Origin of the sequence: Herbiconiux sp. L3-i23 (assembly GCF_023734115.1) — a bacterium.
Taxonomy (GTDB): Bacteria; Actinomycetota; Actinomycetes; order Actinomycetales; family Microbacteriaceae; genus Naasia.
Genome location: NZ_AP025737.1, coordinates 2,795,871 through 2,819,631 on the forward strand (window position 1 = coordinate 2,795,871; position 23,761 = coordinate 2,819,631).

Sequence of the window (23,761 nt, forward strand, 5' to 3'; positions counted from 1 at the left end):
CGGTTCAGGAGGCCCTGCGGCGCCCATGGCGGGACCGCGCGCGGCGGCCGCGCTCGGGCGAGAAGGAAAGAGGAGGGATCACGCCGGCGGTGACATGCTCGGCGCCGGCGCTGCGCGGCACGACCGCGACGGGCGCGGCGGTCGGCGCGACCGAGCGGTCCACCGGGCCGGGAGCGGCGACGGCGAGCGCGGCGGCGAGAGCGAGGGAGTCGAGGTCGACGCTGATGCGGACGCGCGGCTGCCCGTCCGGGCCGTCGACCACGGTGATGGCGTAGCCCGGCAGTGCGCCGGGCACGACGTTCGCGACATCGTCGACCGCGTCGACGTCATCGACCTCGTCGATGGTGACCGCGGGCAGAGCGGTGGTGGCGGGCCGCGCACCGACGACGGCGGCGACCGGTGCGAACAGCGCCGCGTCCAGCGCGGCCACGACCGGCGCGGAGGCGGAGACGGTGGCCGCGACCGGGACGGGCTCGGATGCGGCCCATCGCATGGGGTCGGTCGCACGATCGGCGACGGTGTCGATCACCGTCGTGGCCGCGGGAGCGGAGTAGGTGGAGCGGAAGACGGGCGCTTCGTCGCCGGCGGCGTCGGCAGCACGCGCGGCGGTACGCGCCCGGCGGCGCAGTTCGGAGCGCGAGGCGGCGTGCGACCCGGCCGGGGCGGTCTTCGCAGCGCGGGCGGCGCGCTGGGCACGCCGACGTCCTGACCGCGTCTCCGCCGGAGGCGTCGTGGTGACGGGCTCGGGAGCCGCGATCGGCGACGGCGCTGCAGCGGGCCCGGCGCTCCGGGTGCGCGCGAGCGGGATGAGAGCCAGCCCGAGGATGACGGCGAGCAGGCAGATCCGCAGCGGCCACTGCTGGAGCTGCAGGATGAGGGCCGCCCACGGCTGGCCCAGATGGAGTTCGACGACGCCCCGGAGGTTCTCGAGCCCCACGGTGCCCGGGTCCGCGGCGCTGTTGCCGTCGCCCTGGAGTTTGACGGTGCCGTCGGCGTTCAGCTCGATGATGCGGTGCGTGTACATGTCGCCGTTGCCGTCGACCGCGGTGACCACGGCTCCGACCTGCAGGTCGGTCTCGGCCGGCTCGCGGATCAGGATGAGGTCGCCCACCTGGTAGGTCGGGGTCATCGACTCGCCGTCGACCTCGACGATCATGCGGCCGCCGATGGTCGTGGCGAGCGCCGGTGTCGCGAGGACGACGACGATCGCGGCGACCAGGATCCAACGGATCGCGGAGATGAATCGCATGGCAGGCTCCTCCCCCGGTTCACCGAGGTGTCGGCGTCGGACACGACGCGTTGGGGGGTCGGAAAGAAAAGAGGGGGAGGACGGCCAGGCTAACGAGCGGGGCCGCCCTCCCGGGAGCCCCTGATCGGGTGCCGCGCGCGACAACCGATCAGGGGCGGGGGTTCCGCGGGGGATCACGGAACCGGCTGGGAGACGATCAGCGGTTGACCTGGATGGCCTCGGCCTTGGCGTCGAAGCCCACGGTCGCGCCCTGGTACTCGTTGCCCGCGTTCTCGCCGAAGAAGACGCGCAGCTTGATCTCGCGCGTGGCGTTCGGTGCGACCTCGAGGTTCGCGAACTGGGTGGTCGAGCTCGACACGAACGCGTCGAGGGTGACCGGGGTGCCCCAGGTGTTGCTCGCCGCGTTGTAGGTGGAGACCTTCACGAGCGATTTGCTCGGCGTGCCCGTGGCGATGTTCGTCGTCGACTTGGCGATGGTCGCGTTGGTGAGCGCGACGGTCGCCTTGAGCGGCAGCGAGCCGGTGTTGCGCACCTTGATGACCGTCTCGGGGGCGTCGCTCACAAGGGCGGTGGCCTGCGCGTCGGTCATCGGGTACGAGTTGGTCGACTGGATGAGGCCGTTGGTCCCGTCGCCCAGGTTCCCGAGGCTCAGCGTGCCGGCGGTGACGGTGTTGAGGTTCGAGGTCTTCGAGTCGGTGAACCAGGCTCCGGTCGACTGGAACGCGGCGCCCGCGAGACCGGCGGTGAGGACGGCGGCGGCGAGGCCGACGACGATGGCGCGCTTGCGCTTGCTGGGCTGCTGGGCGGTGGTGATGCTGGTCATGTCGTTCTTCTTTCGTGTGATGGTGCGTTCGGTGATAGTGGTGGAACTGCTGGTGGTGATGGATTCGTGTCGCGACGGTGTGGTGCGCGGCAACGTCGTGGGGAGCGTCATGACGCTCCGGTCTGGATGGCCTCGAGCAGCGTGGTGAACTGCGCGGTGGCTCCTTGCGCCTCGTTGGTGACGGTGGGGTCGAACCAGAAGCGCACCGTGACGGTGACGCGGTTCGAGCCCGTCGTGGAGGGCAGGTTCTGGCCGCTCACCGGCGCGAGGGATGCGAGCTTCGTCGGGGCACTCCACGCGCCGGTCCCGATCCGGTAGCTCACGTTGGTGATCGCGCCGAGGTCGACGGCGCCGCCGGTCTTCGCGACGTCCTTCAGCGACAGGGTCCAGTTGATGGGGACCGAGCCGGTGTTGCGGACGACGAGGTCGAGGCTCTGCGCCTTGTTCTGCGCGAGCGCCGCGTCGGAGGTCATCGGCAGGATGTTCGCTACCTGGAGCTTCGCCGTCGGGTCGAGGTCCGGTCCGACGCCGCCGACCTTGACGACGGCGCTGGTCACCTGGTTCGCCACGGTCTCCTGCTTGGCGGTGAACCAGGCGGCGGTGCGCTGGACGTCGGTCGCGGTGAGCCCCGTGCCGAGGACGGCGACGGCGAGCACGGCGGCGATCACGGAGCCGAGACGCACCGTCGCCGGTGTGCGGCGCGATCCGACTGCCGCACGCTTCCGCTCGCGATGGTTGCGCGGCTCCGCGGCGGCGGCGGCCGTGGCGGCGAGGGCGATCGCGGGGATCTGCTCGGCGATCGCCGAGGGCGCCACCCGGAGACGGGAGTCTCGTCGGGCGACAGCGCGGCCCGCACGCTCGGCGTCGCGGAGCGCCTTGCGCATGCGGGAGCGCTGGAGCTGCTGGGTGCGTTCGCCGGTCATGCGCGCACCTCCGTCGCGTGGGCGACGAGCGTGTACGTCAGCGTCGTGTTCTGGTGGTCGTTGGCGATCGCCGCCGTGGTCGCGCCGGTCATCTGCAGCGTCACGCTCTGGCCCGCGGTGAGGCGCACCGACTGGCCCGGGGCGATCCCGGTGCCGAGCACGCCGTCGACGAGCGGGGCCTGGGAGCAGCCGCAGACTCCCCGGAGGGTGACGAAGGCGCCGAGCCCGTCGACGTCGGTCACGACGGAGGCCGCGAAGCGGAGATCGATGGACCCATCGGTGATGTTGGTGACGGTGGCCCGCTCGAGGGCGGACTCCTCCCCGCCGATGAGCGCATCCCCCGTGTCCTGCGTGACGACGTAGTCGATGAGGTCGCAGGACGAGCTCTCCGAGCTCGCCGCCCGAGCCGGCGACGCGACGACGAGCGCAGCGATCCCGGCGGCGGCCAGTGCGCCGACGATGAGGGCGGGGATCATGAGCCGACGCGGCGTCGACGGGCGCTCGTCCTCGCTCGAGCGTCGACGGGCGGCGATCACGAGAGCGATGCCCGTCGCGACGATGACGAGCGCGATGGCGGCGGGCAGGATCAGGTCGATGCCGGTCAGCGCGGTCGCGGTGTGCTGCTGCGCTCCGAGGAGGACGCAGGCGTCGGTCGCGGTGCTGGTGGTCGTAGTGGTGGTGGACATCGTGCTCCTCCTTTCCGGTGGTTGCGGATCGCGTGGTTGCTGAGGCGGTTATGGGCAGCACCGATCACCCCCGACGTCGGTCGACGTCGGCAGGAGAGGTGCGGGAAGCGGGTCAGGCCAGCTGGCTCACGATGAGCGAGGGGCCGTCCGCCGGGTATTCGGCGACGATGATCGAGCCGCCGGCCACGAAGAGCGCGGCGTCAGACTCGGGCACGACGGTCGCCGCAGCGAGCTCGCCGAGCATCGCGTGGACTCGGCGGAGCTCGGTCGGAGCGAGGCGGAGCAGGGAGTCGACGGCGGCGGCGCTGAAGGCGAGCCGTCCTCGACGGAACGGCACGACCTCGAACCCGCCGCGGCGGAGCGTGCGAACGAACCAGAGGCCCTCGTCGACGCGTGCGCCGGCGGTGGGCGCCGGCAGGACGGGACGTCCTCCGAGGACGGCGTCGAAGCGGCTGACGATGTCTCCCCCGAGACGGGTCTGAGCCGTGGCGATCGCGTTCATACCGATCATCTCCCCCAAGATTTCGAAGGACCGAGAAGTATTTCTGCGAATGCTTTTCTTCGAGCTATTCGGTGTTCACCGCGTCGGTCCGTCCGATTTCTTCATCGGACATCTTCATAGTGGGGGGCGTGGAAAAAGCGCGCAAACACGGCAGCGCGGGAATGTTCGCTGTCCGCACATTGGGGGACATGCGCGCATTCCCGCGCTGGGAGGAGTACCGAAAGGGCGGCGTCAGCGCCGGAGTGTCGACGCCGCCGCTCCCACCCAGTTGGTGGCATTCGGAACGGTGTAGGTGACCTGATAGGTGTACGGGAGTCGAGGCGACAGGCTGCAGGTAGTACTCGTGATCAGCGTGGCGCCGTTCAAGCACATGCGGCTGCCCGGCCCGGCGAGGTTGCTGCCGCCGTTGCTCGTCTTGACCAGAGTCGGCTGGAGCACGTCGGTGGTGTTGCCCTGGCCGGTCTGGTACTCGTCGCTGCGACCCCAGCAGTACAACCCGCCCTTGCTTCCGATGCCGCACACCTGACGCCACCCCATCGACAGGCTGGAGACGCCTTCTGAGAGCAGTCCGCCGCTCGCGATGGATGCGGGCGCGAAGGGCACATCGGCGCCTCCGGTCGTGTTGCGGCCGAGCCAGCCCTCGTCGTTGGTCCCCCAGCACTCGGTCGCCGTCGGTCCCCACGCGCAGGCCATTCGCGTGCCGACGGCGACGTTCGAGAAACGAGAAGTCGACGAGATCGGGGCGATGAGGTAGCCCACGTCGTTCGCACCCTTCGTCCCCGTGCCGAGCTGTCCGAAGCGGTTCTCACCCCAGCAGTACACCTTGCCCAGGTTCGCGGTCGAGCCCGACACCGCGCAGGTGCTGTACCAGTCGGCGGCGATCGACAGGACGGGTTCGGTGCCGAGATAGTTCGAGGAGTCGGTGACGCGCACCGGCGTCGGGGTGTCCACCGAGGAGGTGGTCCCGAGGCGGTAGGACGCGGCCTGCCCCCAGCAGGCGATCCCGCCTCCGGCGCGGCCGACGCAGTAGTGGTCCGTTCCGGCCGCCAGCAGGAGCGGTCGGCCGTCGGTTCCCGAGATCTCGCTTCCGTTCACCTTGACCGGCTTCATGCTGTACGAGCCGGAGGCGAGCCCGACCTGCTTCTTCGAGTTGTCGCCCCAGCAGGCGGCGGTGCCGTCTGTGGCGAGCGCGCAGGTGGAGTCGTAGCCTGCGTCGATCGCCGTGATGGTCTTCCCGGCGAGCACGCCGTCGGCGTCCACCACCTTCACCGCCGAGGCGGAACGATCAACGACGGTGCCGTCCCCCACCTGACCGAGCACGTTGCCTCCGGCGCACCACACGCCGGCGGAAGCACCGGACGGCACCAACGCACAGACGTGGTCCTCACCGCCAACCAGCTGCGTGATGCCCTGCGGGAATCCGGCGATGGCTGTCGGCGTAGTCCGGGTAGGCATCCGCGAGGTCGACTCGTTCTTCGTGCCCCAGGTGTACACGGTGTCCCCGACGAGCGCGAAGGTGCGGTTGCCTCCACGTGCCGCAGCGACCAGCTTCGCGACCGCCGTGACAGCGTCCGGACTCAGCACCGGGTCGGTCGCGCCGTCGGCGGTGGTGACCGCGGCCACGGTGCCACTGTCGGTCGTCGAGGTGCTACCGCGCGCGAGCTGACCGGTGCCGTTCTCCCCCCAGCACGCCAGACCAGCCTTGCTGGTGACCACGCAGTTCGTTGCAGGTGCGGAGGCCGCGCCGACGATGGTGTCCGACGCGAATGGCGCCGGAAGCGTCGACACGGTGTCGGGGAAGAAGAAGTATCTGTTGCCCGCCCCTGTGTCGGCTCGCTGGGCGTCGGATGCGACACCCGCGCGTCCGAGCTGAGTGTCACCGTTGCGACCCCAGCAGACGTAGGTATTGGTCTTGAAGGCGCAGGCCGTGTCCGCGCCCACGCTCAGGGTCGTGGCACCGGTGAAGGTGGTGTTGAGCGATCTCGGATCGTCCCAGGTCGTCCCGGCGCCGTCGCCGAGCAGACCGAGCCCTCCACCACCCCAGCAGGCGATGTTGGTGGTTGGGGCCGTCTTGCCGTTGAGCACGCAGGTGACGCCGTGCGAGACCTTCACCTGCGTCGCGCCGGTGAGGACCCCGTTCGGGTCGGGGATGTCGACCGGCACACTGTGCGGTGTCGTGTCGTTGCTGTTGTAGGCGGTGCCGTGTTGACGCCAGTTGCTGCGTCCCCAGCACGCGACCGGCGCCGCGGGAGCCGCGTTCGTCCCGCTGGCCGCGCCCTTGACGGCGCAGACGCCCCACGGGCCGACGGACATCTGGATGGGCTTGTTGGTGGCGAACGCGTCGGCGACGACGTTGTTCGCCTTGCCGACCCGCTTGGGCGAGTTCTTGTCGGCGGTGTCGCCGTCGAGGCCGAGCTGTCCGTAGTTGTTCTTGCCCCAGCAGCCGATCGTGCCCTTGGACGTGAGGGCGCAGGAGAAGTCCTCCCCCGCTCCGATGGCGACGATCCGCTCGCTGTTGAACGCGTCGTAGCTGCTGACCTCGACCGCAGTCGTCTGCGCGGCTGAGGAGCCGTTCGCCCCGTTGCCGAGCTCCCCGTTGGTGTTGTCGCCGACGCAGAAGATGCGGCTCGTCACCGTGAGCGCGCAGCCGTGGTCGACACCGACGGCGACCTTGACGACCTGGTCGGGGATCCCGGTGACCAGCGCGGGGACGCCGATCGATTCGAGGCTGGAGGTGATTCGCCCCCAGTAGTAGGCCTGACCGCCCATCACCGCCATCATGGCGACACCCACGCGGGTCACGCCGTTGTGCGCGCCGGCCACGTCGGTGACCTCGCGCTGGCGGAAGCTCGCGCCGCCTGCGCTGTCGAGAAGCGTCCGATCGGGCGTCGTGCCGAGGTCGACGGAGTCACCGGTGGCCGAGAAGTCGCCGCTCAGCGACCGGCGCACCGAGTACGTAGGCGTGGAGCTCACGCCGCTCTCGGTCCACCCCTGGAGGGTGGGTGCGTCCCAGCTGAGCGTCGAGGACGCTCCGGTCGGGCCACCGCTCTTCGTGGCCGCGAAGGTCGCCACAGCGGGGAGGCTGCTCGCCGAGCCGGTCTGTCCGGCGGTCGTACTCGACGCGGTGAAGTACGCACCCGTCGAGCCGACGGCGATCGTCGCGAGGGCGGCCGACGCCGCGACACCCGCCACCAGGAAGCGGCGGCGGCGCATGCGAGCACCGACGCGGGCGCGGCGTCCTGAGGAGGTGCCGAGAAGGGAGAGGATCGCTGCCGCGAGCGTCGTACGGGGTGAGGAGGAGTTCATGATTTCCGCTGCGGTGAAGAGAGAGGGTGTCGGAAGGGGGTCATCTGGCCCTCCGTCGGCCGTGACGGGTCGCCTCGCGCTGCGAGCGTCGGGTCGGGAAGTCGCCGGTTGTCGCCGTCGGAGGGCCTGCGACTTCGGCGCTCTCCGCCGCGCGGCGTCCGCGCCGCGGCGCCGGTTCGACGACGACGCTCGGAGACGAGGCGGTCGCAGGAGAGGAGGGATCACGTTTCTCGGTGATATCGATCACGACGCGGAGCGCGGGGAACCCGTCGGTCTCGTGGGTCGTGACGGTGTAGCGCCCACCGAGTCGGCGCTCCGAGCCGAGCAGCACACGCGCTACCGCGCTCCGGAGCGAGTCGACGAGGTCGAGAAGTTCCGCTCGCTCCGACTCGGGGACGTTGCGCTGCTGGTCCTGGCGCCGGCTGGTCGCCGCGACCGTCGCAGTCGAGCGACGTCGACGGGGCCCGTCGCGTCGCGGAGTCTTCGCTTCGGTCGGGAGGTCGTTCGCCTGGGGGCGCCGGCGTCCCCGGACGGGCATGAAGATGAGTCCCACGATCATGACCAGAAGGCAGGCTCGCAGCGGCCAGCTCTGCAACTGCAGGGCGAAGGTCGCCCACGCTCCGCTCAGGTGGCCGTCGACGACGCCGACGACGGTGTCGGGATCGACCGGTGCCGGATCCTCGGTCTCGTTGTTGTCGCCCTTGAGGATCAGCATGCCGTCGTCTTCGACCCCGACGATCCGGTGGGTGTAGCGGCTGTCCGTCGCGTCGAGCACCGTGACGACCGTGCCGGGGACGAAGTCGGCGGGACGCGGGTCGCGGATCGCGACCACGTCGCCGAGCAGGAACGTCGGCTCCATGGACTGCCCGTCGACTTCGACCACTGTTCGGCCGCTCAGCTCGACGACGACGGCCGGCACGGCGAGAACACCGATGAGCGCGACGACGACGAACCAGCGCAGGATGTTGAGAGGACTCATGCGGCGCGTCCTAGTAGCTCGTGCCGGTCGGGGCGACGTTCTGGATGCCCTTCGCGCTGAGGGTGAAGTTCAGCGTGCCGCTCTGCAGCGCGTTGGGCGTATTGGTGTCGAGGAACAGCCGCAGCTTGAGCGTCTTGGTCTCATCGGCGGCGAGCGTGAATTCTCCGGTATTCGGCAACGCGCTCGAGTCGAGCGCACCGAGGGTCGCCCAGCGTCCGCCTGATGCGCCGTCGACCCAGAACTGGGCGCGAACGTTGGCGAGGAGCGCTGCGGGTGAACCGGTGGCGGTCGCGATCGAGATCACACCGCGAGTCGGAAGGGAGCCGCCGCGCACCTTGAACTCGATGATGCGGCCGGTGGTCGGCGCGGCCGCGATGGCGTCCGATGCGGAGAGGGGAACGAGGTTCGTGACCGAGAAGCTCGGGTTGGCCGTATTCGCCGTCGACAGCAGGTCGAATTTCAACGTGCCGGGGGCGACGGTCGCCTGCGTCTCCTTGCTGGAGGTGAAGTACGCGTTCGTCGACAGCGCGACGACGCCCGAGCCTGTGGCGAGGAGCGCTGCGGTGAGAGCCATCGCGCGCACGGACCGGGACCAGCTCCGCCGGCGCTCCGGGACGACGACGGTGCTCGACCTCGGCTCGGCGTCTGCGCCGTCGACGTAGTGGTCGGCGAGGACTTCGTCGGTTGCGGCGGGCAGCTGGTCGAGTGTGACGAGGGGGGAACGCTCGCCGCGTCGCTCCGGCGCGGTCAGGCCGCGCCGACCGTAGCGGGGGCCTCTGGCGCTTCTGGACGTCGTCGGGGGGAAGACCGTGGTGCTCATCGCGGGCTCAGCTCCGAAGTGGGGAAGAAGGGGGATGTCGTGGATGCCTCGTCGGCGGGTTCGCTTCCGATCTCGCCCTCGTCCGAACGCGTGGCGCTCCGGAGGGGCAGGAATGCGATGCCGAGGATGGTGACGAGGAGGGAGATCCGAAGCGGCCACTGCTGAAGCTGCACGAGGATCGTGCCGAACGGGATGCGGACGACGGTGTCCATCACGCCGACGAGTTGGGAGGGGGCGCGGACCTCGGAGTCCACGCTGAAGTTGGCGTCGCCCTTGAGGACCATCCCGCCGTCGGCGTTGATCTGGGTGACGCGGTGGGTGAAGTAGCCACCGTCGTCCTCCTTGACGGTGACGACATCGCCGACACGGAGTTCCGACGAGTCGAGCGGGCGGATGATCACCACATCGCCTACCGCGAGTGTCGGCGTCATCGATCCCCCGGTCACCTCGACGATGGTTCGGCCGCCGAAGTGCACGAGCATCGCGGGGACCACGAGCAGCGCGCTCAGGGCGATGACGAGCGCCCAGCGGATGAGCGAGAGGGTGCGGATGATCGTGCCTTCCAGCGGAGAGAACGGGCGAGGGGGTCGGGGCTGAGCGGACGGGCCGCCCAGCCCCGACTGGGTCACTGGACCTGGGTCGCGGTGATCTTGAGCTTGAACTTGACCTGCATCTTCTGCAGCGCGTTCTGGTAGTCGGTCGTCCACTTCGCGGTGTTCGCCGAGAGGGTGGCCTGGTCGACCCAGACGCGCACGCCGATGGAGCGCTTGTCCGCGTCGGCCGCCGTGCCGCTCTTCTCGAGGTTGGCGCTCGACGCGAGGATCTCCGGCGTCGAGGTGAGCGTGGTCAACGTTTTGCCGTTGGCGGCCGTGTAGGTGACGGTCGGGTTCGCGGCGTACGCCAGGTCGACGACGTTCACCTTGATGGCGTCCTTGGCGTCGGCGAGGGTGACCTCGCCGGTGTTCGGGGTCGTGGTGGTGCTCAGCGTCGTAGTGCCGGCCGAGTTCAGCACCTGGATGTCGGTGACCTCGATCTTCCAGCTGAACTTCGACGTTCCGGCGTTCTCGATGAAGAACGAGCGGGTCGGGGCGGTGGCGAATTCGGCGGGCGTCGCCGCGGTCAGCGGGGCGAGGTCGGTGAGGGCGATCGGGGCGAGCGCCGACTGGGTGGCGCCGTCCTTGACGTTCAGCGTCACCGAGCGGGTCGTCACGGTGACGTCCGTCTGCTTGGTGTCGGTGAAGTACGCGCTCGACGTGACGACGACGCCCGCGATACCCGCTGAGGCGACGAGGCCGGCCAGCGCGAACGCGGTGACCTTCTTACGCCGGTTCTTCGGCGGCGTGTCAGTGCCGCGCATCCGGCTGCCGTGGACCTGTGCGGTCATGTGATTTCACTTTCTTTCTCTTGGTGAGGTCGGCCGACCTTGTGGCGGCCCAATGCGCGGGCGAACCCGGCCGTGTGAGGGATGGTCAGATCTGCCTGGCCATCGCGATGAGTGAGAAGGTCGCCCGCTTGTCCTGGGCGGTGGAGGGCAGACCGTCGAGCAGACGGGCGGAGACGGTCAGGTCGACGCTCTGTCCGGGGGCCAGGCTGAACTGCGGTCCCGTCTCACGCGTGCCCATGGTCGCGTCGTAGACGACGACGGGGTTGCACGCGGTGCAGTCGCCGACCAGTTGCACCCATGGAGCAATGCCGTCGGCGTCGCTCTTGATCTCGGTGCGCAGCGCAATGGCGATCGGCATGTCCGTCACGTTCTTGAGGGTGAGTGCGAGGACGTCCGTCGCCTCGGTTCCGAGCGAGAAGGACGATTCCTGCGGGGAGGTCTCGAGCAACGACCAGCCGAGGAGCGAGCAGGAGTCGGCGGCGTTCGCGGGCGCCGGGGTGGCCGCCGCGCTTCCGAACAGGAAGAGCACCCCCGCGAGGGCTGCCGCGGCGAGTCCACGGGCACGCGACGACGACCGACGGCGGAGGACCATGACGCAGAGCAGGGCGACGACTCCGAGTGCGACCAGCGCACCGGCGATGACGACGATCCCGGCGACGTCGGCACCTGTCGTCGACAGGTGGACATCGCCCGGGACGAGCACGCATGCGTGATCGATCGACTGATCCATGACTTCCCCCGGGTGCGGTTCTCGACATCGCGCAGCACCGGCTGGCGCAGCGGGAGTGGATGTCGGAAGAACCGAAAAGCTTCAAGCGCCCCTCGAATGTCGGGCGTGAATGAATGGTGACGTGAGAAGGACCTGAGAGCCGCGCGACACGCCGCGTGTTATCTCGGATGTGTCATACCGGATGTGTTTCATCGCCCATGCCGGAAGAAGAGGAAAACGAAAAGGGGAAGAACGCCCCCGCGTTCTTCCCCTTGGCCGAGATTCGCAATCTACGGCTTCGTTTTCCGCTTCCTCCCCGGGAAGCGCGCTTCTTACCCGAGAAGCGTTGTCCTGGAATCCCTACCCGTGGGACCCGGTGAGAACAGTCTGCCGGTCCGGTCTCAAATCGAGTAGTCGGCGTTCGCGCCGGTGTTCGCCTCGCGAACATCCGGGCGCAACGGGATCCGGGCGACGGAGTCGACTGAGCCGCTCTCGCCGGTCACGAGCCATTCACCGTGCATCGAGCGCAGCAGCGCCTTGACCAGGCCGCCCTCGCTCGGCGCCGCGGGCGCGAACGCGCCGTCGTTGTGGCAGCGGACCTCGAGGGCGAGTCGGAATCGGCCGCTCCCGCCTGGCACGACGGCGACCGCCAGCTGGGCGGTGCGCGCGCGACCGTGCCGCGCCGCGTTGGTGACCATGTCGACGAGCAGCTCCTCGACGGTGGCGGCGATGGCGCTGTCGGCGTCGAGGAAGGGGGTCGCGGCGGGGTCGTAGTCGCCGGAGACGTCGACGATGCCCTTCCAGTCGCCTTCGATCCTGGTCATCAGCTCGGGGATGCTCTCCCGCTGCGCTGCGACCTCGGTCATGCCTTCGAGGTCGTGCGACGCCTCCCGCAGGAGTTTGCCCGTCTCGTCGACGACGTCTTCGATCGACCGCCCCGACTGGCTGCCGAGGTGGAGGCTGAGGAGCATGGCGGCGGCGGAGAGTCGCCCCTGCACCGGGCCGTGCAGCAGGGCGGCGACCCGGCGGCGGACGTCGTCGGCGTGCAGGTGCGCATCGGTTGCGATGCTCCGGAGTTCCGCGTTGCGACGGTCGAGCTCGTCCATGAGGCCGAGCGTGTGCCGCCGCGTGGAGACCGTGACCGACGTCATGACCGTCGCGAGCGCGACGAGCGGCGCGAAGAGGAACAGGGGGGTCAACTGGGTGTCGACCTCGAATGAGGGCCCGATGCCTTCGACGAGCGGGGGGACGAGCCCGACGCCGACGGCGATTGCGGCGATGAGGCTCCACTGCACCCACGCCGCAGCGGTGTCCGTCAGGCGTTTCGTGCGCTGCTCGACGACGGTGAGGATCACGGTGGAGGCGAGGATCGAGACGACCCCGAGCAGCACGGTGCCCGCACCCGCGGTCCGATAGATCTCGGGGCCGGTACCCACGATGATCATCATCGCGCCGACCCACGGCCACATGATCGGTCGGCGGAGCACGTCGAGCACGACGTCGTCGATGATGCGGGGACGGGCGAGACGGGCCGAGTCGATGCTGCCCGGTTCGGCGACCCGATGACTGGTGAGGCGCACGACGTCGGAACCGACCTTCTCGATGTCGGCGGCCAGGTTCTTCAGGACGTTGCGGGTGAGCGACGAGTTGATGGCGGCGACCCGCTCGCTGAGCCGCGCGATGTGCGGTTCGACGGCGGTGCGCACGGCGGACGAAAGGGCCGCGACCTGCTCGTCGAGGCTCTGCGATGCGGTGTCGCGCACGCGCTGCAGTCGGCGTCCGGCCGCGTCGATCTCCTCGAGGCGTTGCCGTCTGATGTCGAGCATCGCCTGCACGAGGGCGCTGGCGGGCACCCAGACCACCGCGCCCGCGATCGACCCGATCAGCCGCAGCACCCACTCCGGGTCGGCGTCGGTCCAGGCCGAGACGCACAGCCCCCGCGCGATGCCGAGCGCGGCGCCCGCGGTCACCCAGTATCCGACCTGCACCGGGAGGCCGGCCGGTGTCACCGAGCGGCGACGCATGAAGAGCAGGACGTACAGGCCGCCGGCGACGAACGACGCACCGACTCCGATCAGCCCCACTCCGATCGAGCCGAGCGTGGTGAATCCCGTCGGCGCCTCGAGGGCGGCGATCGCGAAGGCCGCGGGCAGGAACATGATCAGGTACGACGACCAGGCGAACGCCCACCGTCCGCCGGTCAGGGCGAGGACGTGGCGCAGGCGCCCGGGAAGCCGCGCGATCCCGTCGCGGAGCCGATCCCCGGTCGGGCGCTCGATCGCCACGGGAGCGGACGCGGCGGTCGGCGCGGGAGGAGTGTCGATGGTGGTCACGAGAGACGATCGGGGCGTCGGCCGCAGGCGGAGGGGGTAGGGCCACCCGAGGCCCTACCCGCCCTCCGCGATCCGTCCCCCCGGACGGACCTGCGTACTGTCTTCGGACCCCGCCCCCCGGCGGTGTCCTCTCGCGTCCCCGACCCGATCGGGGAGCGGCATGTCTCAAGGATGCTGGCTTCGATCCTGCGCGGCAACCGCGCGGGGCTCGCGATGTTCGCGGAGCGCACATCCGGTCGCGGCGAGGCCGCGAGGCGGGTGTCAGTGGACACGCACCCGCCCCTGCTGCCACATCAGGACGGCACCGGTGCGCGGGTCGAGGTCGTTCACGCTCTTCAGCCCCAGCTTCTCGTAGAGGCGCTGGATCATCATCTCGGTCGCCCGCACCGTGGTGTTGCGGTGTTGAGCAATCCGCGAGGTTGCGGCGCCTTCGGAGAGCATCCGGAGCACCTCCGCCTGACTGCGGGTGACGACGGTGCGACCCTCGTCGTCGGTCGCCGACGGGCGCGGTGCGCCGGTCTCCCCCGCCAGCGCGCGGTCGAGGGCTCCGAGCAGGGTCTGCACGTCGCGCAGCTCGCTCTTCACGAGGTACACCGTGGGCGCTGGCAGTTCGGCGTCGGGGCCGATCGCGAGCTCCGGCGAGGCGTGCGAGGTGAGCGCGATCATGCCCATCCACGGCTGGTCCTCGTAGACGCGCGCGAGCAGGTCGGCGCCGGACGGGCCGGGACCGAAGTTCAGGTCGGAGACCACGACGTGGAAGTCGTCGTCGGCGAGCGCCGTCATCGCTGCGTTGACCGCCTCGACCGCGACCACCTCGTGCTCCGCGGCGCGCAGCGCGTCGCTCACGAGCGTGCGGGTGAACGGGTCGTCCTCGACGACGAGGATCTTGAGCGATCCGTTGGACATTGGTGGCCTCCCCTGACCGGTGCCGCCCCTGTGCGGTTCCCCCCGGCACGGCGCGGCACATTCGTAGTGCGTGTCGATTCTCCGGGGCGGCCGCTGCGCGGAGGAATCCCCACTTCTCGGGGTAGGGCTGGCTTCTTGGGGAAAGCCCACGAGTAGGGTGCCTCGTGTGGGCATGGGCGAACAGGACGCGGGTCGGTTGGTCGACGGGTTGCGGCGGACGTTCGACTCCGGTCGCACGCGACCGATCGCATGGCGTCAGCGCCAGCTCTCCCGACTCGACGAGCTGCTGAAGGACCATGAGGACGTCTTCCTCGCGGCGCTCGGGTCGGACCTCGGCAAGGCTCCGACGGAGTCGTTCGTCACCGAGGTCGCCTTCCTCCGTTCCGAGCTGGCCCACGCGCGGCGCAACCTGCGGCGGTGGCTGAGGCCCCGCCGCGTCCCGGTGCCCGCTGTGGCGATGCCCGCGCGAGCGAGCACCGTCTTGGAACCGCTCGGCGTCGCGCTCATCATCGCGCCGTGGAACTATCCCCTGATGCTCGCCCTCTCACCGCTGATCGGCGCTCTCGCCGCCGGTGACGCGGTGATCGTGAAGCCGAGCGAGCTGGCTCCCGACACCTCCCGGGCGATCGCCGACCTGCTCCCCCGCTACCTCGATCCCGAGGCGGTCGCCGTGGTCGAGGGCGGGGTCGACGAGACGACGGCGCTGCTCGCCCAGCGTTTCGACACGATCTTCTACACCGGGTCGGGCCGGGTCGGCCGGATCGTGATGGAGGCGGCCGCGAAGCACCTCACGCCGGTCACCTTGGAGCTCGGCGGCAAGTCTCCCGCCTATGTGGACGACGCGGTCGATCTGCGCGTCGTCGCGCGGCGGCTGGTGTGGGGCAAGTTCATCGCGGCCGGGCAGACCTGCGTCGCCCCGGACTACATCATGGCTTCGCCCGCGACGGCGCGGAGGCTCGCCCCGCTGCTGGCCGACGCCGTCGCCGAGCAGTACGGCACCGCGATCGGCGACAACTCCGACTACGCCCGCATCGTCGACGAGCGGCAGTTCGACCGCCTCGTCTCGTTGCTCGACGACGGGACCGTCGCGTCGGGTGGCCGACACGATCGAACACGCCTGTTCATCGAACCGACCGTGCTCACCGGGGTGGCGCCCGACTCGGCGGTGATGCACCAGGAGATCTTCGGACCGATCCTGCCCGTCGTCGAGGTCACCGACGCCGACGATGCGATCGCCCGGATCACCGCGGGCGACAAGCCGCTCGCCCTGTACGTCTTCAGCGACGACGCCGAGACGCGGCGCCGGTTCGTAACCCGGACGAGCTCCGGCGCGATCGTCTTCGACGCCGCGGTCATCCACCTGAGCGTGCCGGGGCTGCCGTTCGGCGGGGTCGGCGCGAGCGGGATGGGCGGCTACCACGGCCGCCGCTCCGTCGAGGTGTTCAGCCATGAGAAGGCGCTGCTGTCGAAGCCGTTGACGCCCGACACCCTCGCACTGCTGCGGCCTCCGTACACCGCCAAACGGATCGCCATCGTGCGGGCGCTCCTCGGCCGCTGACCCGCCCGCAGTACCGCAGTTCAACCCCACCGCAGTTCAGCCGCACCGCAGTTCAGCCCCACCGCAGTTCAGCCCCACCGCCGTACAGCAGTTCAGCCGTACAGCAGCGCGCGGACTTCGCTTTCGGCTGACGCGGTCCGCGCCGGGTCGATGGTCTCGCCGGAGTGGTACCGGTCGACGATGCGCGGGTCGACGTAGCTCGCCCGCGCGATGGTCGGGGTGTTGCTCAGCACCACGGAGGCGTCCCGCATCGCCTGCGCGACCGCTCGCTGCCGCGCCGTCTTCGTGTCCTCGGGGCCGTGCTTGGCGAGACTGACCGCCGCGGTGACGGTGCCGTGGAGGGTGCGGAAGTCCTTCGCGGTGAATTCGCCGCCGGTGCGTTCGCGCACGTACTCGTTGACCTCGGCCGCCGCGACCGGATGCCAGGCGCGGCCGTCCTTGTAGGCGAGCAGACGCGCGTTCGGTCCGCGGCGCTTCAACGCTCGGACGAGCACGGCGAGGTCGGCGTCGCGGATGTCGGATTCCCAAGCCTTGTGGCTCTTGGCGGGGAACTTCAGCTCCACCGTGTCCTTCCGCACGCTGGCATGGGAGCACAGCAGGGTCGTCAGCCCGTGGCTGCCGTTCGATTCGGCGTAGCGTTCGGAGCCGACCCGCAGCGACCCGGTGTCGAGCATCCGGAACGCCGCCGCGAGCACCCGCTCGCGGGTGTACCCGTCGGAGCGCAGGTCCATCGTCACCCGGCGCCTCGCCGACGGCAGCGACTCGGCGAGCTCCATCGCCCGGTCGTACTTGACCCGGTCCTTCTTCTCGCGCCAGGTGGGGTGGTAGATGTACTGCTTTCGTCCCGCGGCGTCGTAGCCGATCGCCTGGATGTGGCCGTTCTCGAACGGGCAGATCCACACCTGCTCCCACGCGGGCGGGATGCCGAGCGCCTCGAACCGGGAGCGCAGCTCGTCGTCGGCGAGCAGGCCGTCCTTGGTCGAGCGGTAGGAGAAGCCGGTGCCCGCTCGGACGCGCAGGTATCCGTGACCGGTCGCGTTGGTGCGGCGGAGGCGCATGAGCGGCATTCTAGGACGCCCCCGGCTGAGGGCTTCCTGCGTGCCTCCGGGGCTCGAGCGTGAGGTGGTGTCATCATCGATCGTCACAACGAGGCCGGACGAGGAGGTGAAGTCGGATGAGGGAGGTCATCGCCTACACGGGCGGGCGGATCCTTCCGCAGGACACGGCTCAGCCGACCGCCTCGACGCTGGTCGTGGCCGACGGGATCGTGCAGAGCGTCGGAGACGATGTCCCCGTACCCGCAGGCGCGCGCCGCGTCGACCTCGACGGCGCCACGGTCGTGCCCGGCTTCATCGACGCCCACGTGCACCCGAAGATGGGTGGTCTGCAGCTGATCGGCGGAACCCTCGTCGGCCTGGCGGGCGTCGACGGCTACTGGGCTGCGCTTCGCACCCGGCTCGCGGTCGGCGGCGTCGACGACTGGGTCGTGCTACCCGGATACGCCGCGATCACGATGGCCCGCTCGGGATCGGACCGCAGCACGCTCGACGCGATCGCCGGCGAGCGGCCCGTGATCCTGGTGAACAGCGACCTGCACGGCGGCCTGGTGAACAGCGCGGTCCTGCGGGCGACCGGGCTCGAGCACGGCGGCGGCTTCCCCGCGGAGCTCGTCGACGTCGGCGCCGACGGGCGCGCGACCGGATACCTCAACGAGGAGGCGCTCTCGCGTGCGCTCATGCGCGTGCCGCCGGTCTCCGATCGCGTGGCGCTCGAGGCGGTGCGGGCCGCTCAAGCGCATCTGCATTCGCTCGGTATCGTCGGCTGGCAGGATGCCATGCTCGGCGATCAGCACGGCGACGGAGATGTCACACCCCAGTACGTGGCGATGCAGGCGGACGGATCGTTGACCGCCCGGGTGAGCGGGGCGATCGGCTGGAACCGCGAGCTCGGGCTCGAGCAGATCGACCGCATGATCGAGCTGCGCGATTCGCTCACGGGCGGCGGCGTCACCGCGCCCGCCGCGAAGCTGTTCCTCGACGGCGTGAACGAGGCGGGAACGGCCGCCATGCTGCACCCCTACTCGGATGCGACCGGGGCCGATCACGGAGAGGGGCCCTCGCTGTTCGAGCGCGACCTGCTCCTCGAGGCGGTGACCGAACTGGATCGGCGCGGGCTCGACGTCCACATGCACGCCGTGGGCGACCGCGCGGTGCGCGACGGGCTCGACGCGATCGCGGCGGCCCGGAAGGCCAACGGGCGGGGGCGGGGCCGCGATCAGATCGCGCACGCCATGTTCGTGAGCGACGCCGACATCGCCCGGTTCCGCGAGCTGGATGTCACTCTGAACATCCAGCCGGTGTGGGCGGCGTCGGACTTCCTCGACTTCGACCGCTACGAGGCGATGGTGGGGCCTGCCGTCATGGCGACCCTCTACCGCTTCGAGACCCTCGGTGAGACCGGTCTGCGCTGGAGCATCGGCAGCGACTGGCCCGTGTCGAGCCCCGCACCCCTCGACGCGATCACGGCGGGCGCCCGTCGCGCACTGCACGAGCCCGCGACCACCCGACCCGAGTGGCAGGCCCTCGCCGCGGAGATCGCGCTCCGGGCGTACACGCAGGGGTCGGCGCACTCGAGCCGCCTCGACCGCAACGGTGTGCTGCGGCCCGGCATGAACGCGGACTTCGTCCGGCTCGACGGAGACCCGGTCGATCGGGACTTCGCGAACACGATCACGGTGCTCGAGACCGTCGTCGGCGGCCGGACCGTGTACCGAGCCGACTGACCGACGGCCGCCTCTGCGCAGCTCAGCGGAAGTCGCGCAGGCGCTTCTCCGCCTCGGCCCGCACCTTGGCGACCTGCTCGGCGTGCTTGTTCTTCGTGACCCCGTTCGCGGCGTCGGCGGCGCGGCGAATCGCCTCGTTGCCGGTCTTCTTACCCTGGTCGGTACGCAGGAATCCGGTGGCGGCGCGGGTGATGTCCGAGAACTTCATGAGGACCTCTCTCGTCGAGCGTCCTTCGACCCTAGACACGCCGTCTGAATGACGGTCGGGAACCACCCGAGGGCACCCGGGTACGACGAAGGGGCCGGACCTTTCGGTCCGACCCCTTCGCTCACAGCAGGTGAGACTCCCTCGTGCGAGGGATCGACTCACTTGATGATCTTGGTCACCGTTCCGGCGCCGACGGTGCGGCCACCCTCACGGATCGCGTAGCCGAGGCCCTCTTCCATGGCGATCGGCTGGATGAGCTCGACCGTCATCGACGTGGTGTCGCCGGGCATGACCATCTCGGTGCCCTCGGGCAGCGTGATGACGCCGGTGACGTCGGTGGTGCGGAAGTAGAACTGCGGACGGTAGTTCGCGTAGAACGGGTTGTGACGCCCACCCTCATCCTTGGACAGGATGTACGCGGTGCCCTCGAAGTTGGTGTGAGGGGTGACCGAGCCGGGCTTGACGACGACCTGACCGCGCTCGACGTCCTCGCGCTTGGTGCCGCGGAGGAGCAGACCACAGTTCTCGCCGGCCCATGCCTCGTCGAGCTGCTTGTGGAACATCTCGATACCGGTGACCGTGGTCTTCTGCGTCGGGCGGATGCCGACGATCTCGACCTCGGAGTTGATGGCGAGGGTTCCACGCTCGGCGCGGCCGGTGACGACCGTTCCACGACCGGTGATGGTGAAGACGTCCTCGATCGGCATGAGGAACGGCTTGTCCTTGTCACGCACGGGGTCGGGGATGCTCTCGTCGACGGCCTCCATGAGCTCGACGACCGACTGGGTCCACTTCTCGTCGCCCTCGAGAGCCTTGAGGCCCGAGACGCGGACGACGGGAGCGTTGTCGCCGTCGAAGTCCTGGCTGCTGAGCAGCTCGCGGACCTCGAGCTCGACGAGCTCCAGGATCTCCTCGTCGTCGACCATGTCGGCCTTGTTCAGCGCGACGAGCAGGTACGGCACGCCGACCTGCTTGGCGAGCAGAACGTGCTCGCGGGTCTGAGCCATCGGGCCGTCAGTGGCGGCGACGACCAGGATCGCGCCGTCCATCTGCGCGGCACCCGTGATCATGTTCTTGATGTAGTCGGCGTGACCCGGGGCGTCGACGTGAGCGTAGTGACGCTTGGGGGTCTCGTACTCGACGTGCGAGATGTTGATGGTGATACCGCGCTGACGCTCTTCCGGAGCGGAGTCGATCGACGCGAAGTCGCGCTGCACGTTGGTCGCCGACGGGTACTTGTCAGCAAGCACCTTGGAGATCGCCGCGGTGAGCGTGGTCTTGCCGTGGTCGACGTGACCGATCGTTCCGATGTTGACGTGCGGCTTGGTCCGCTCGAACTTGGCCTTGGCCACTGGTGTCCTCCTTAAGGACGTCTCGTGCACCCTCCCGGATCGCAGGCTGCAAACCGGACAAGGGTACAGGGGAATTGGGTACTTATGTTACTTCGGACTGGCGGGAGCCATCCCGGGTGTCGCGAACCGGTGAGGGTGCGCGACACCCGAGCGACTACTCGCCCTTGTTCTTCTGGACGATCTCGTCGGCGACGGCCTTGGGAACCTCGGCGTAGCTGTTGAAGACCATCGAGTACACCGCGCGACCGGAGGTGCGGCTGCGCAGATCGCCCACGTAGCCGAACATCTCGGACAGCGGCACGTTCGCACGGACCACCTTCACGCCGGTGGCGTCCTCCATCGACTGGATCTGGCCACGACGCGAGTTGATGTCGCCGATGACGTCGCCCATGTACTCCTCGGGAGTACGGACCTCGACGGCCATGATCGGCTCGAGGAGGGCGGGCTGCGCACGGCGGGCCGCTTCCTTGAACGCGATCGAGCCGGCGATCTTGAACGCCATCTCGGACGAGTCGACGTCGTGCGAGGCACCGTCGACGAGGGTCGCCTTGACACCGACCGTCGGGTATCCGGCGAGGACACCGACCTGCATGGCGTCCTGGATTCCGGCGTCCACCGAGGGGATGTACTCACGGGGCACGCGTCCACCGGTGACGGCGTTGACGAACTCGTAGCTCGTCTCGGCGGTGACCTCCATGGGCTCGATCGAGATCTGCACCTTCGCGAACTGACCGGAACCACCGGTCTGCTTCTTGTGGGTGTAGTCGTACTTCTCGACCGACTTCTTGATGGTCTCGCGGTAGGCGACCTGCGGCTTGCCGACGTTCGCCTCGACGTTGAACTCGCGCTTCATGCGGTCGACCAGGATGTCGAGGTGGAGCTCGCCCATGCCCTTGATGACCGTCTGACCGGTCTCCTGGTTCTGCTCGGTGCGGAACGTCGGGTCCTCTTCGGCGAGCTTCTGGATGGCCGTGCCGAGCTTCTCCTGGTCGGCCTTGGTCTTCGGCTCGATGGCGACCTCGATCACCGGGTCCGGGAAGGTCATCGACTCGAGGACGACCTGGTTCGACGGGTCGCTCAGGGTGTCACCGGTGGTGGTGTCCTTGAGGCCGATGACCGCGTAGATGTGACCGGCGGTCACCGCGTCGACCGGGTTCTCCTTGTTGGAGTGCATCTGGAAGATCTTGCCGATGCGCTCCTTGCGGCCCTTGGTCGAGTTGATGACCTGGCCGCCCGACTCGAGCTGGCCCGAGTAGACGCGGATGTAGGTGAGGCGGCCGAAGAACGGGTGCACCGCGACCTTGAACGCGAGGGCCGCGAAGGGGTCCTTGGGGTCGGGGTGGCGCTCGATGACGATCTCCTCGTCACGCACGTCGTGGCCCTCGGTGGCGGGCACGTCGAGCGGCGACGGCAGGTAGTCGACGACCGCGTCGAGCATCGGCTGGACGCCGCGGTTCTTGAACGCGGAGCCGCAGAGCACCGGGTAGAGCTCGCTGGCGACGGTCATCTTGCGGATCGCGCCCTTGATCTCGGCCACGGTCAGCTCTTCGCCGCCGAAGAACTTCTCGAGCAGCGCGTCGTCGGACTCGGCGACGGTCTCGAGGAGGACCTGACGGTACTCGTCGGCCTTGTCCTTGAGGTCGGCCGGGATCTCTTCGATCTCGTACTTGGCGCCCATCTGGACGTCACCCTTCGCGTCGCCGCGCCAGGTGAGTGCTCGCATCTCGACGAGGTCGACGACGCCCTCGAAGGACGACTCCGATCCGATCGGGAGCTGCAGCACGAGGGGCTTCGCGCCGAGGCGGTTGATGATGGTGTCGACGGTGAAGTAGAAGTCGGCGCCCAGCTTGTCCATCTTGTTGACGAAGCAGATGCGGGGGACGTTGTACTTGTCGGCCTGACGCCACACGGTCTCGGACTGGGGCTCGACGCCCTCCTTGCCGTCGAAGACGGCGACGGCGCCGTCGAGCACACGGAGCGAGCGCTCGACCTCGACCGTGAAGTCCACGTGTCCGGGGGTGTCGATGATGTTGATCTGGTTCTTGTTCCAGAAACAGGTCGTCGCGGCGGACGTGATGGTGATGCCGCGCTCCTGCTCCTGCGCCATCCAGTCCATCGTCGCGGCACCGTCGTGCACCTCACCGATCTTGTGGGTGATGCCGGTGTAGAACAGGATGCGCTCGGTGGTGGTGGTCTTGCCGGCATCGATGTGCGCCATGATGCCGATGTTGCGGACCTTGTTCAGGTCGGTGAGCACGTCCTGTGCCACGGGGTCCTCCGGAGGGTTTTCGTATCTGGGAACTGAAACAACGAACGGGGCTCGGGACATTTCGTCTCGCGAGCCCCGTTCGCTATGAGCATGGCGCCGGGGTTTACCAGCGGTAGTGCGCGAAGGCCTTGTTCGACTCGGCCATCTTGTGGGTGTCCTCGCGACGCTTGACCGCGGCACCGAGGCCGTTCGAGGCGTCGAGGATCTCGTTGGTGAGACGCTCGGTCATCGTCTTCTCGCGACGCGACTTGGCGTAGTTGGTGAGCCACCGCAGCGCCAGCGTGTTCGCGCGGTGCGGCTTGACGTCGACCGGCACCTGGTAGGTGGAGCCACCGACGCGACGCGACTTGACCTCGATGGAGGGGCGCACGTTGTCGAGCGCCTTCTTCAGCGTGGTCACGGCGTCCTGACCGTTCTTCGACGCGACACCCTCGAGGGCGTCGTAGACGATGCGCTCGGCGAGACCCTTCTTGCCGTCGAGCAGGATCTTGTTGACCAGCTGCGAGACGACAGGGGCGCCGTACACCGGGTCGGCGACGACGGGGCGCTTCGGGGCGGGACCCTTGCGGGGCATTACTTCTTCTCCATCTTCGCGCCGTAACGGCTGCGAGCCTGCTTGCGGTTCTTCACGGACTGCGTGTCGAGCGCGCCGCGGACGATCTTGTAACGAACACCGGGGAGGTCCTTCACACGACCGCCGCGCACGAGCACCATCGAGTGCTCCTGCAGGTTGTGGCCCTCACCGGGGATGTAGGCGGTGACCTCGATGCCGTTCGACAGCTTCACGCGAGCGACCTTGCGCAGAGCCGAGTTCGGCTTCTTCGGGGTGGTCGTGTAGACGCGGGTGCAGACGCCGCGCTGCTGCGGGTTCGCCTTCAGTGCCGGCGCCTTGGTCTTACTGACCTTGGGCGTGCGGCCCTTGCGGACCAGCTGCTGAATGGTGGGCACTTGCTAACTCCTCATTGTCTGTGT

The 23,761-nt window shown here is 69.2% G+C and carries 21 protein-coding genes; 2 read left to right on the plus strand and 19 right to left on the minus strand.

All coding sequences use genetic code 11. The features are described from left to right. Nucleotides 1-4 precede the first annotated feature (4 nt). The 13 genes from NGH83_RS13390 to NGH83_RS13450 form a co-directional block, all read right to left on the minus strand. Nucleotides 5-1,249 carry a signal peptidase I gene (locus NGH83_RS13390; protein WP_251856750.1) on the minus strand — a complete coding sequence of 415 codons (1,245 nt, stop codon included), beginning with the start codon at nucleotides 1,247-1,249 and terminating at the stop codon, nucleotides 5-7. A gap of 196 nt (nucleotides 1,250-1,445) precedes the next feature. Continuing rightward, a complete protein-coding gene (locus tag NGH83_RS13395) occupies nucleotides 1,446-2,072 on the minus strand; it encodes a CalY family protein (protein ID WP_251856751.1) in 627 nt (208 codons plus the stop codon). Between the two features lie 107 nt (nucleotides 2,073-2,179). Continuing rightward, complete coding sequence (locus NGH83_RS13400) at nucleotides 2,180-2,995, minus strand: hypothetical protein (RefSeq protein WP_251856752.1); 816 nt, start codon at nucleotides 2,993-2,995, stop codon at nucleotides 2,180-2,182. After that, the gene (locus tag NGH83_RS13405) at nucleotides 2,992-3,681 is read right to left on the minus strand and encodes a hypothetical protein (protein WP_251856753.1); all 690 of its coding nucleotides are present in this window, start codon (nucleotides 3,679-3,681) and stop codon (nucleotides 2,992-2,994) included. The genes NGH83_RS13400 and NGH83_RS13405 overlap by 4 nt, the downstream gene beginning before the upstream one ends. Before the next feature lie 112 nt (nucleotides 3,682-3,793). After that, nucleotides 3,794-4,183, minus strand: a complete 390-nt coding sequence (locus NGH83_RS13410; RefSeq protein WP_251856754.1) for a hypothetical protein — start codon at nucleotides 4,181-4,183, stop codon at nucleotides 3,794-3,796. A gap of 231 nt (nucleotides 4,184-4,414) precedes the next feature. Next, entirely contained in the window at nucleotides 4,415-7,489 is a 3,075-nt protein-coding gene (locus tag NGH83_RS13415) for a hypothetical protein (protein ID WP_251856755.1), read from the minus strand. A 40-nt stretch (nucleotides 7,490-7,529) separates the two neighbouring features. Then, the gene (locus tag NGH83_RS13420; RefSeq protein ID WP_251856756.1) at nucleotides 7,530-8,468 is read right to left on the minus strand and encodes a signal peptidase I; all 939 of its coding nucleotides are present in this window, start codon (nucleotides 8,466-8,468) and stop codon (nucleotides 7,530-7,532) included. Between the two features lie 10 nt (nucleotides 8,469-8,478). Next, on the minus strand, nucleotides 8,479-9,288 hold the full coding sequence (locus NGH83_RS13425) for a hypothetical protein (protein WP_251856757.1): 810 nt from the start codon (nucleotides 9,286-9,288) through the stop codon (nucleotides 8,479-8,481). Then, nucleotides 9,285-9,917: a signal peptidase I gene (locus NGH83_RS13430; RefSeq protein ID WP_251856758.1), complete on the minus strand. Its 633-nt coding sequence runs from the start codon at nucleotides 9,915-9,917 to the stop codon at nucleotides 9,285-9,287. The genes NGH83_RS13425 and NGH83_RS13430 overlap by 4 nt, the downstream gene beginning before the upstream one ends. After that, nucleotides 9,914-10,672, minus strand: coding sequence for a hypothetical protein (locus NGH83_RS13435; protein ID WP_251856759.1), 759 nt, complete (start codon nucleotides 10,670-10,672; stop codon nucleotides 9,914-9,916). The genes NGH83_RS13430 and NGH83_RS13435 overlap by 4 nt, the downstream gene beginning before the upstream one ends. An 85-nt stretch (nucleotides 10,673-10,757) precedes the next feature. Continuing rightward, nucleotides 10,758-11,402 carry a hypothetical protein gene (locus tag NGH83_RS13440; RefSeq protein WP_251856760.1) on the minus strand — a complete coding sequence of 215 codons (645 nt, stop codon included), beginning with the start codon at nucleotides 11,400-11,402 and terminating at the stop codon, nucleotides 10,758-10,760. A 380-nt stretch (nucleotides 11,403-11,782) separates the two neighbouring features. Next, the gene (locus NGH83_RS13445) at nucleotides 11,783-13,714 is read right to left on the minus strand and encodes a hypothetical protein (RefSeq protein WP_251856761.1); all 1,932 of its coding nucleotides are present in this window, start codon (nucleotides 13,712-13,714) and stop codon (nucleotides 11,783-11,785) included. Nucleotides 13,715-13,975: 261 nt separating this feature from the next. Further along, nucleotides 13,976-14,620 carry a response regulator gene (locus tag NGH83_RS13450; RefSeq protein ID WP_251856762.1) on the minus strand — a complete coding sequence of 215 codons (645 nt, stop codon included), beginning with the start codon at nucleotides 14,618-14,620 and terminating at the stop codon, nucleotides 13,976-13,978. Between the two features lie 172 nt (nucleotides 14,621-14,792). Between NGH83_RS13450 and NGH83_RS13455 the strand changes: the two genes are divergently transcribed. Continuing rightward, nucleotides 14,793-16,178 carry an aldehyde dehydrogenase family protein gene (locus tag NGH83_RS13455; RefSeq protein WP_251856763.1) on the plus strand — a complete coding sequence of 462 codons (1,386 nt, stop codon included), beginning with the start codon at nucleotides 14,793-14,795 and terminating at the stop codon, nucleotides 16,176-16,178. Nucleotides 16,179-16,270: 92 nt separating this feature from the next. Here the strand turns inward: NGH83_RS13455 and NGH83_RS13460 are convergent, their stop codons facing one another. Beyond that, nucleotides 16,271-17,236 carry a DNA topoisomerase IB gene (locus NGH83_RS13460; RefSeq protein ID WP_251856764.1) on the minus strand — a complete coding sequence of 322 codons (966 nt, stop codon included), beginning with the start codon at nucleotides 17,234-17,236 and terminating at the stop codon, nucleotides 16,271-16,273. 116 nt (nucleotides 17,237-17,352) lie between these two features. Here NGH83_RS13460 and NGH83_RS13465 point away from each other — a divergent pair, with 116 nt between their 5' ends. Then, complete coding sequence (locus NGH83_RS13465) at nucleotides 17,353-18,960, plus strand: amidohydrolase (protein ID WP_251856765.1); 1,608 nt, start codon at nucleotides 17,353-17,355, stop codon at nucleotides 18,958-18,960. Between the two features lie 22 nt (nucleotides 18,961-18,982). On the opposite strand, the gene NGH83_RS13470 is transcribed toward NGH83_RS13465, so the two are convergent. The 5 genes from NGH83_RS13470 to rpsL all read right to left on the minus strand — a co-directional run bounded on the left by NGH83_RS13470 (nucleotide 18,983) and on the right by rpsL (nucleotide 23,737). Continuing rightward, nucleotides 18,983-19,168, minus strand: coding sequence for an antitoxin (locus NGH83_RS13470; RefSeq protein WP_251856766.1), 186 nt, complete (start codon nucleotides 19,166-19,168; stop codon nucleotides 18,983-18,985). A gap of 158 nt (nucleotides 19,169-19,326) precedes the next feature. Beyond that, entirely contained in the window at nucleotides 19,327-20,520 is a 1,194-nt protein-coding gene (tuf, locus tag NGH83_RS13475; RefSeq protein ID WP_251856767.1) for an elongation factor Tu, read from the minus strand. A gap of 154 nt (nucleotides 20,521-20,674) precedes the next feature. Continuing rightward, nucleotides 20,675-22,789, minus strand: a complete 2,115-nt coding sequence (gene fusA, locus NGH83_RS13480; protein WP_256470104.1) for an elongation factor G — start codon at nucleotides 22,787-22,789, stop codon at nucleotides 20,675-20,677. A gap of 103 nt (nucleotides 22,790-22,892) precedes the next feature. Beyond that, nucleotides 22,893-23,363, minus strand: coding sequence for a 30S ribosomal protein S7 (rpsG, locus tag NGH83_RS13485; protein ID WP_251856768.1), 471 nt, complete (start codon nucleotides 23,361-23,363; stop codon nucleotides 22,893-22,895). Then, entirely contained in the window at nucleotides 23,363-23,737 is a 375-nt protein-coding gene (rpsL, locus tag NGH83_RS13490) for a 30S ribosomal protein S12 (RefSeq protein ID WP_251856769.1), read from the minus strand. Before rpsL ends, rpsG begins: the two co-directional genes overlap by 1 nt. Between the last annotated feature and the right edge of the window lie 24 nt (nucleotides 23,738-23,761).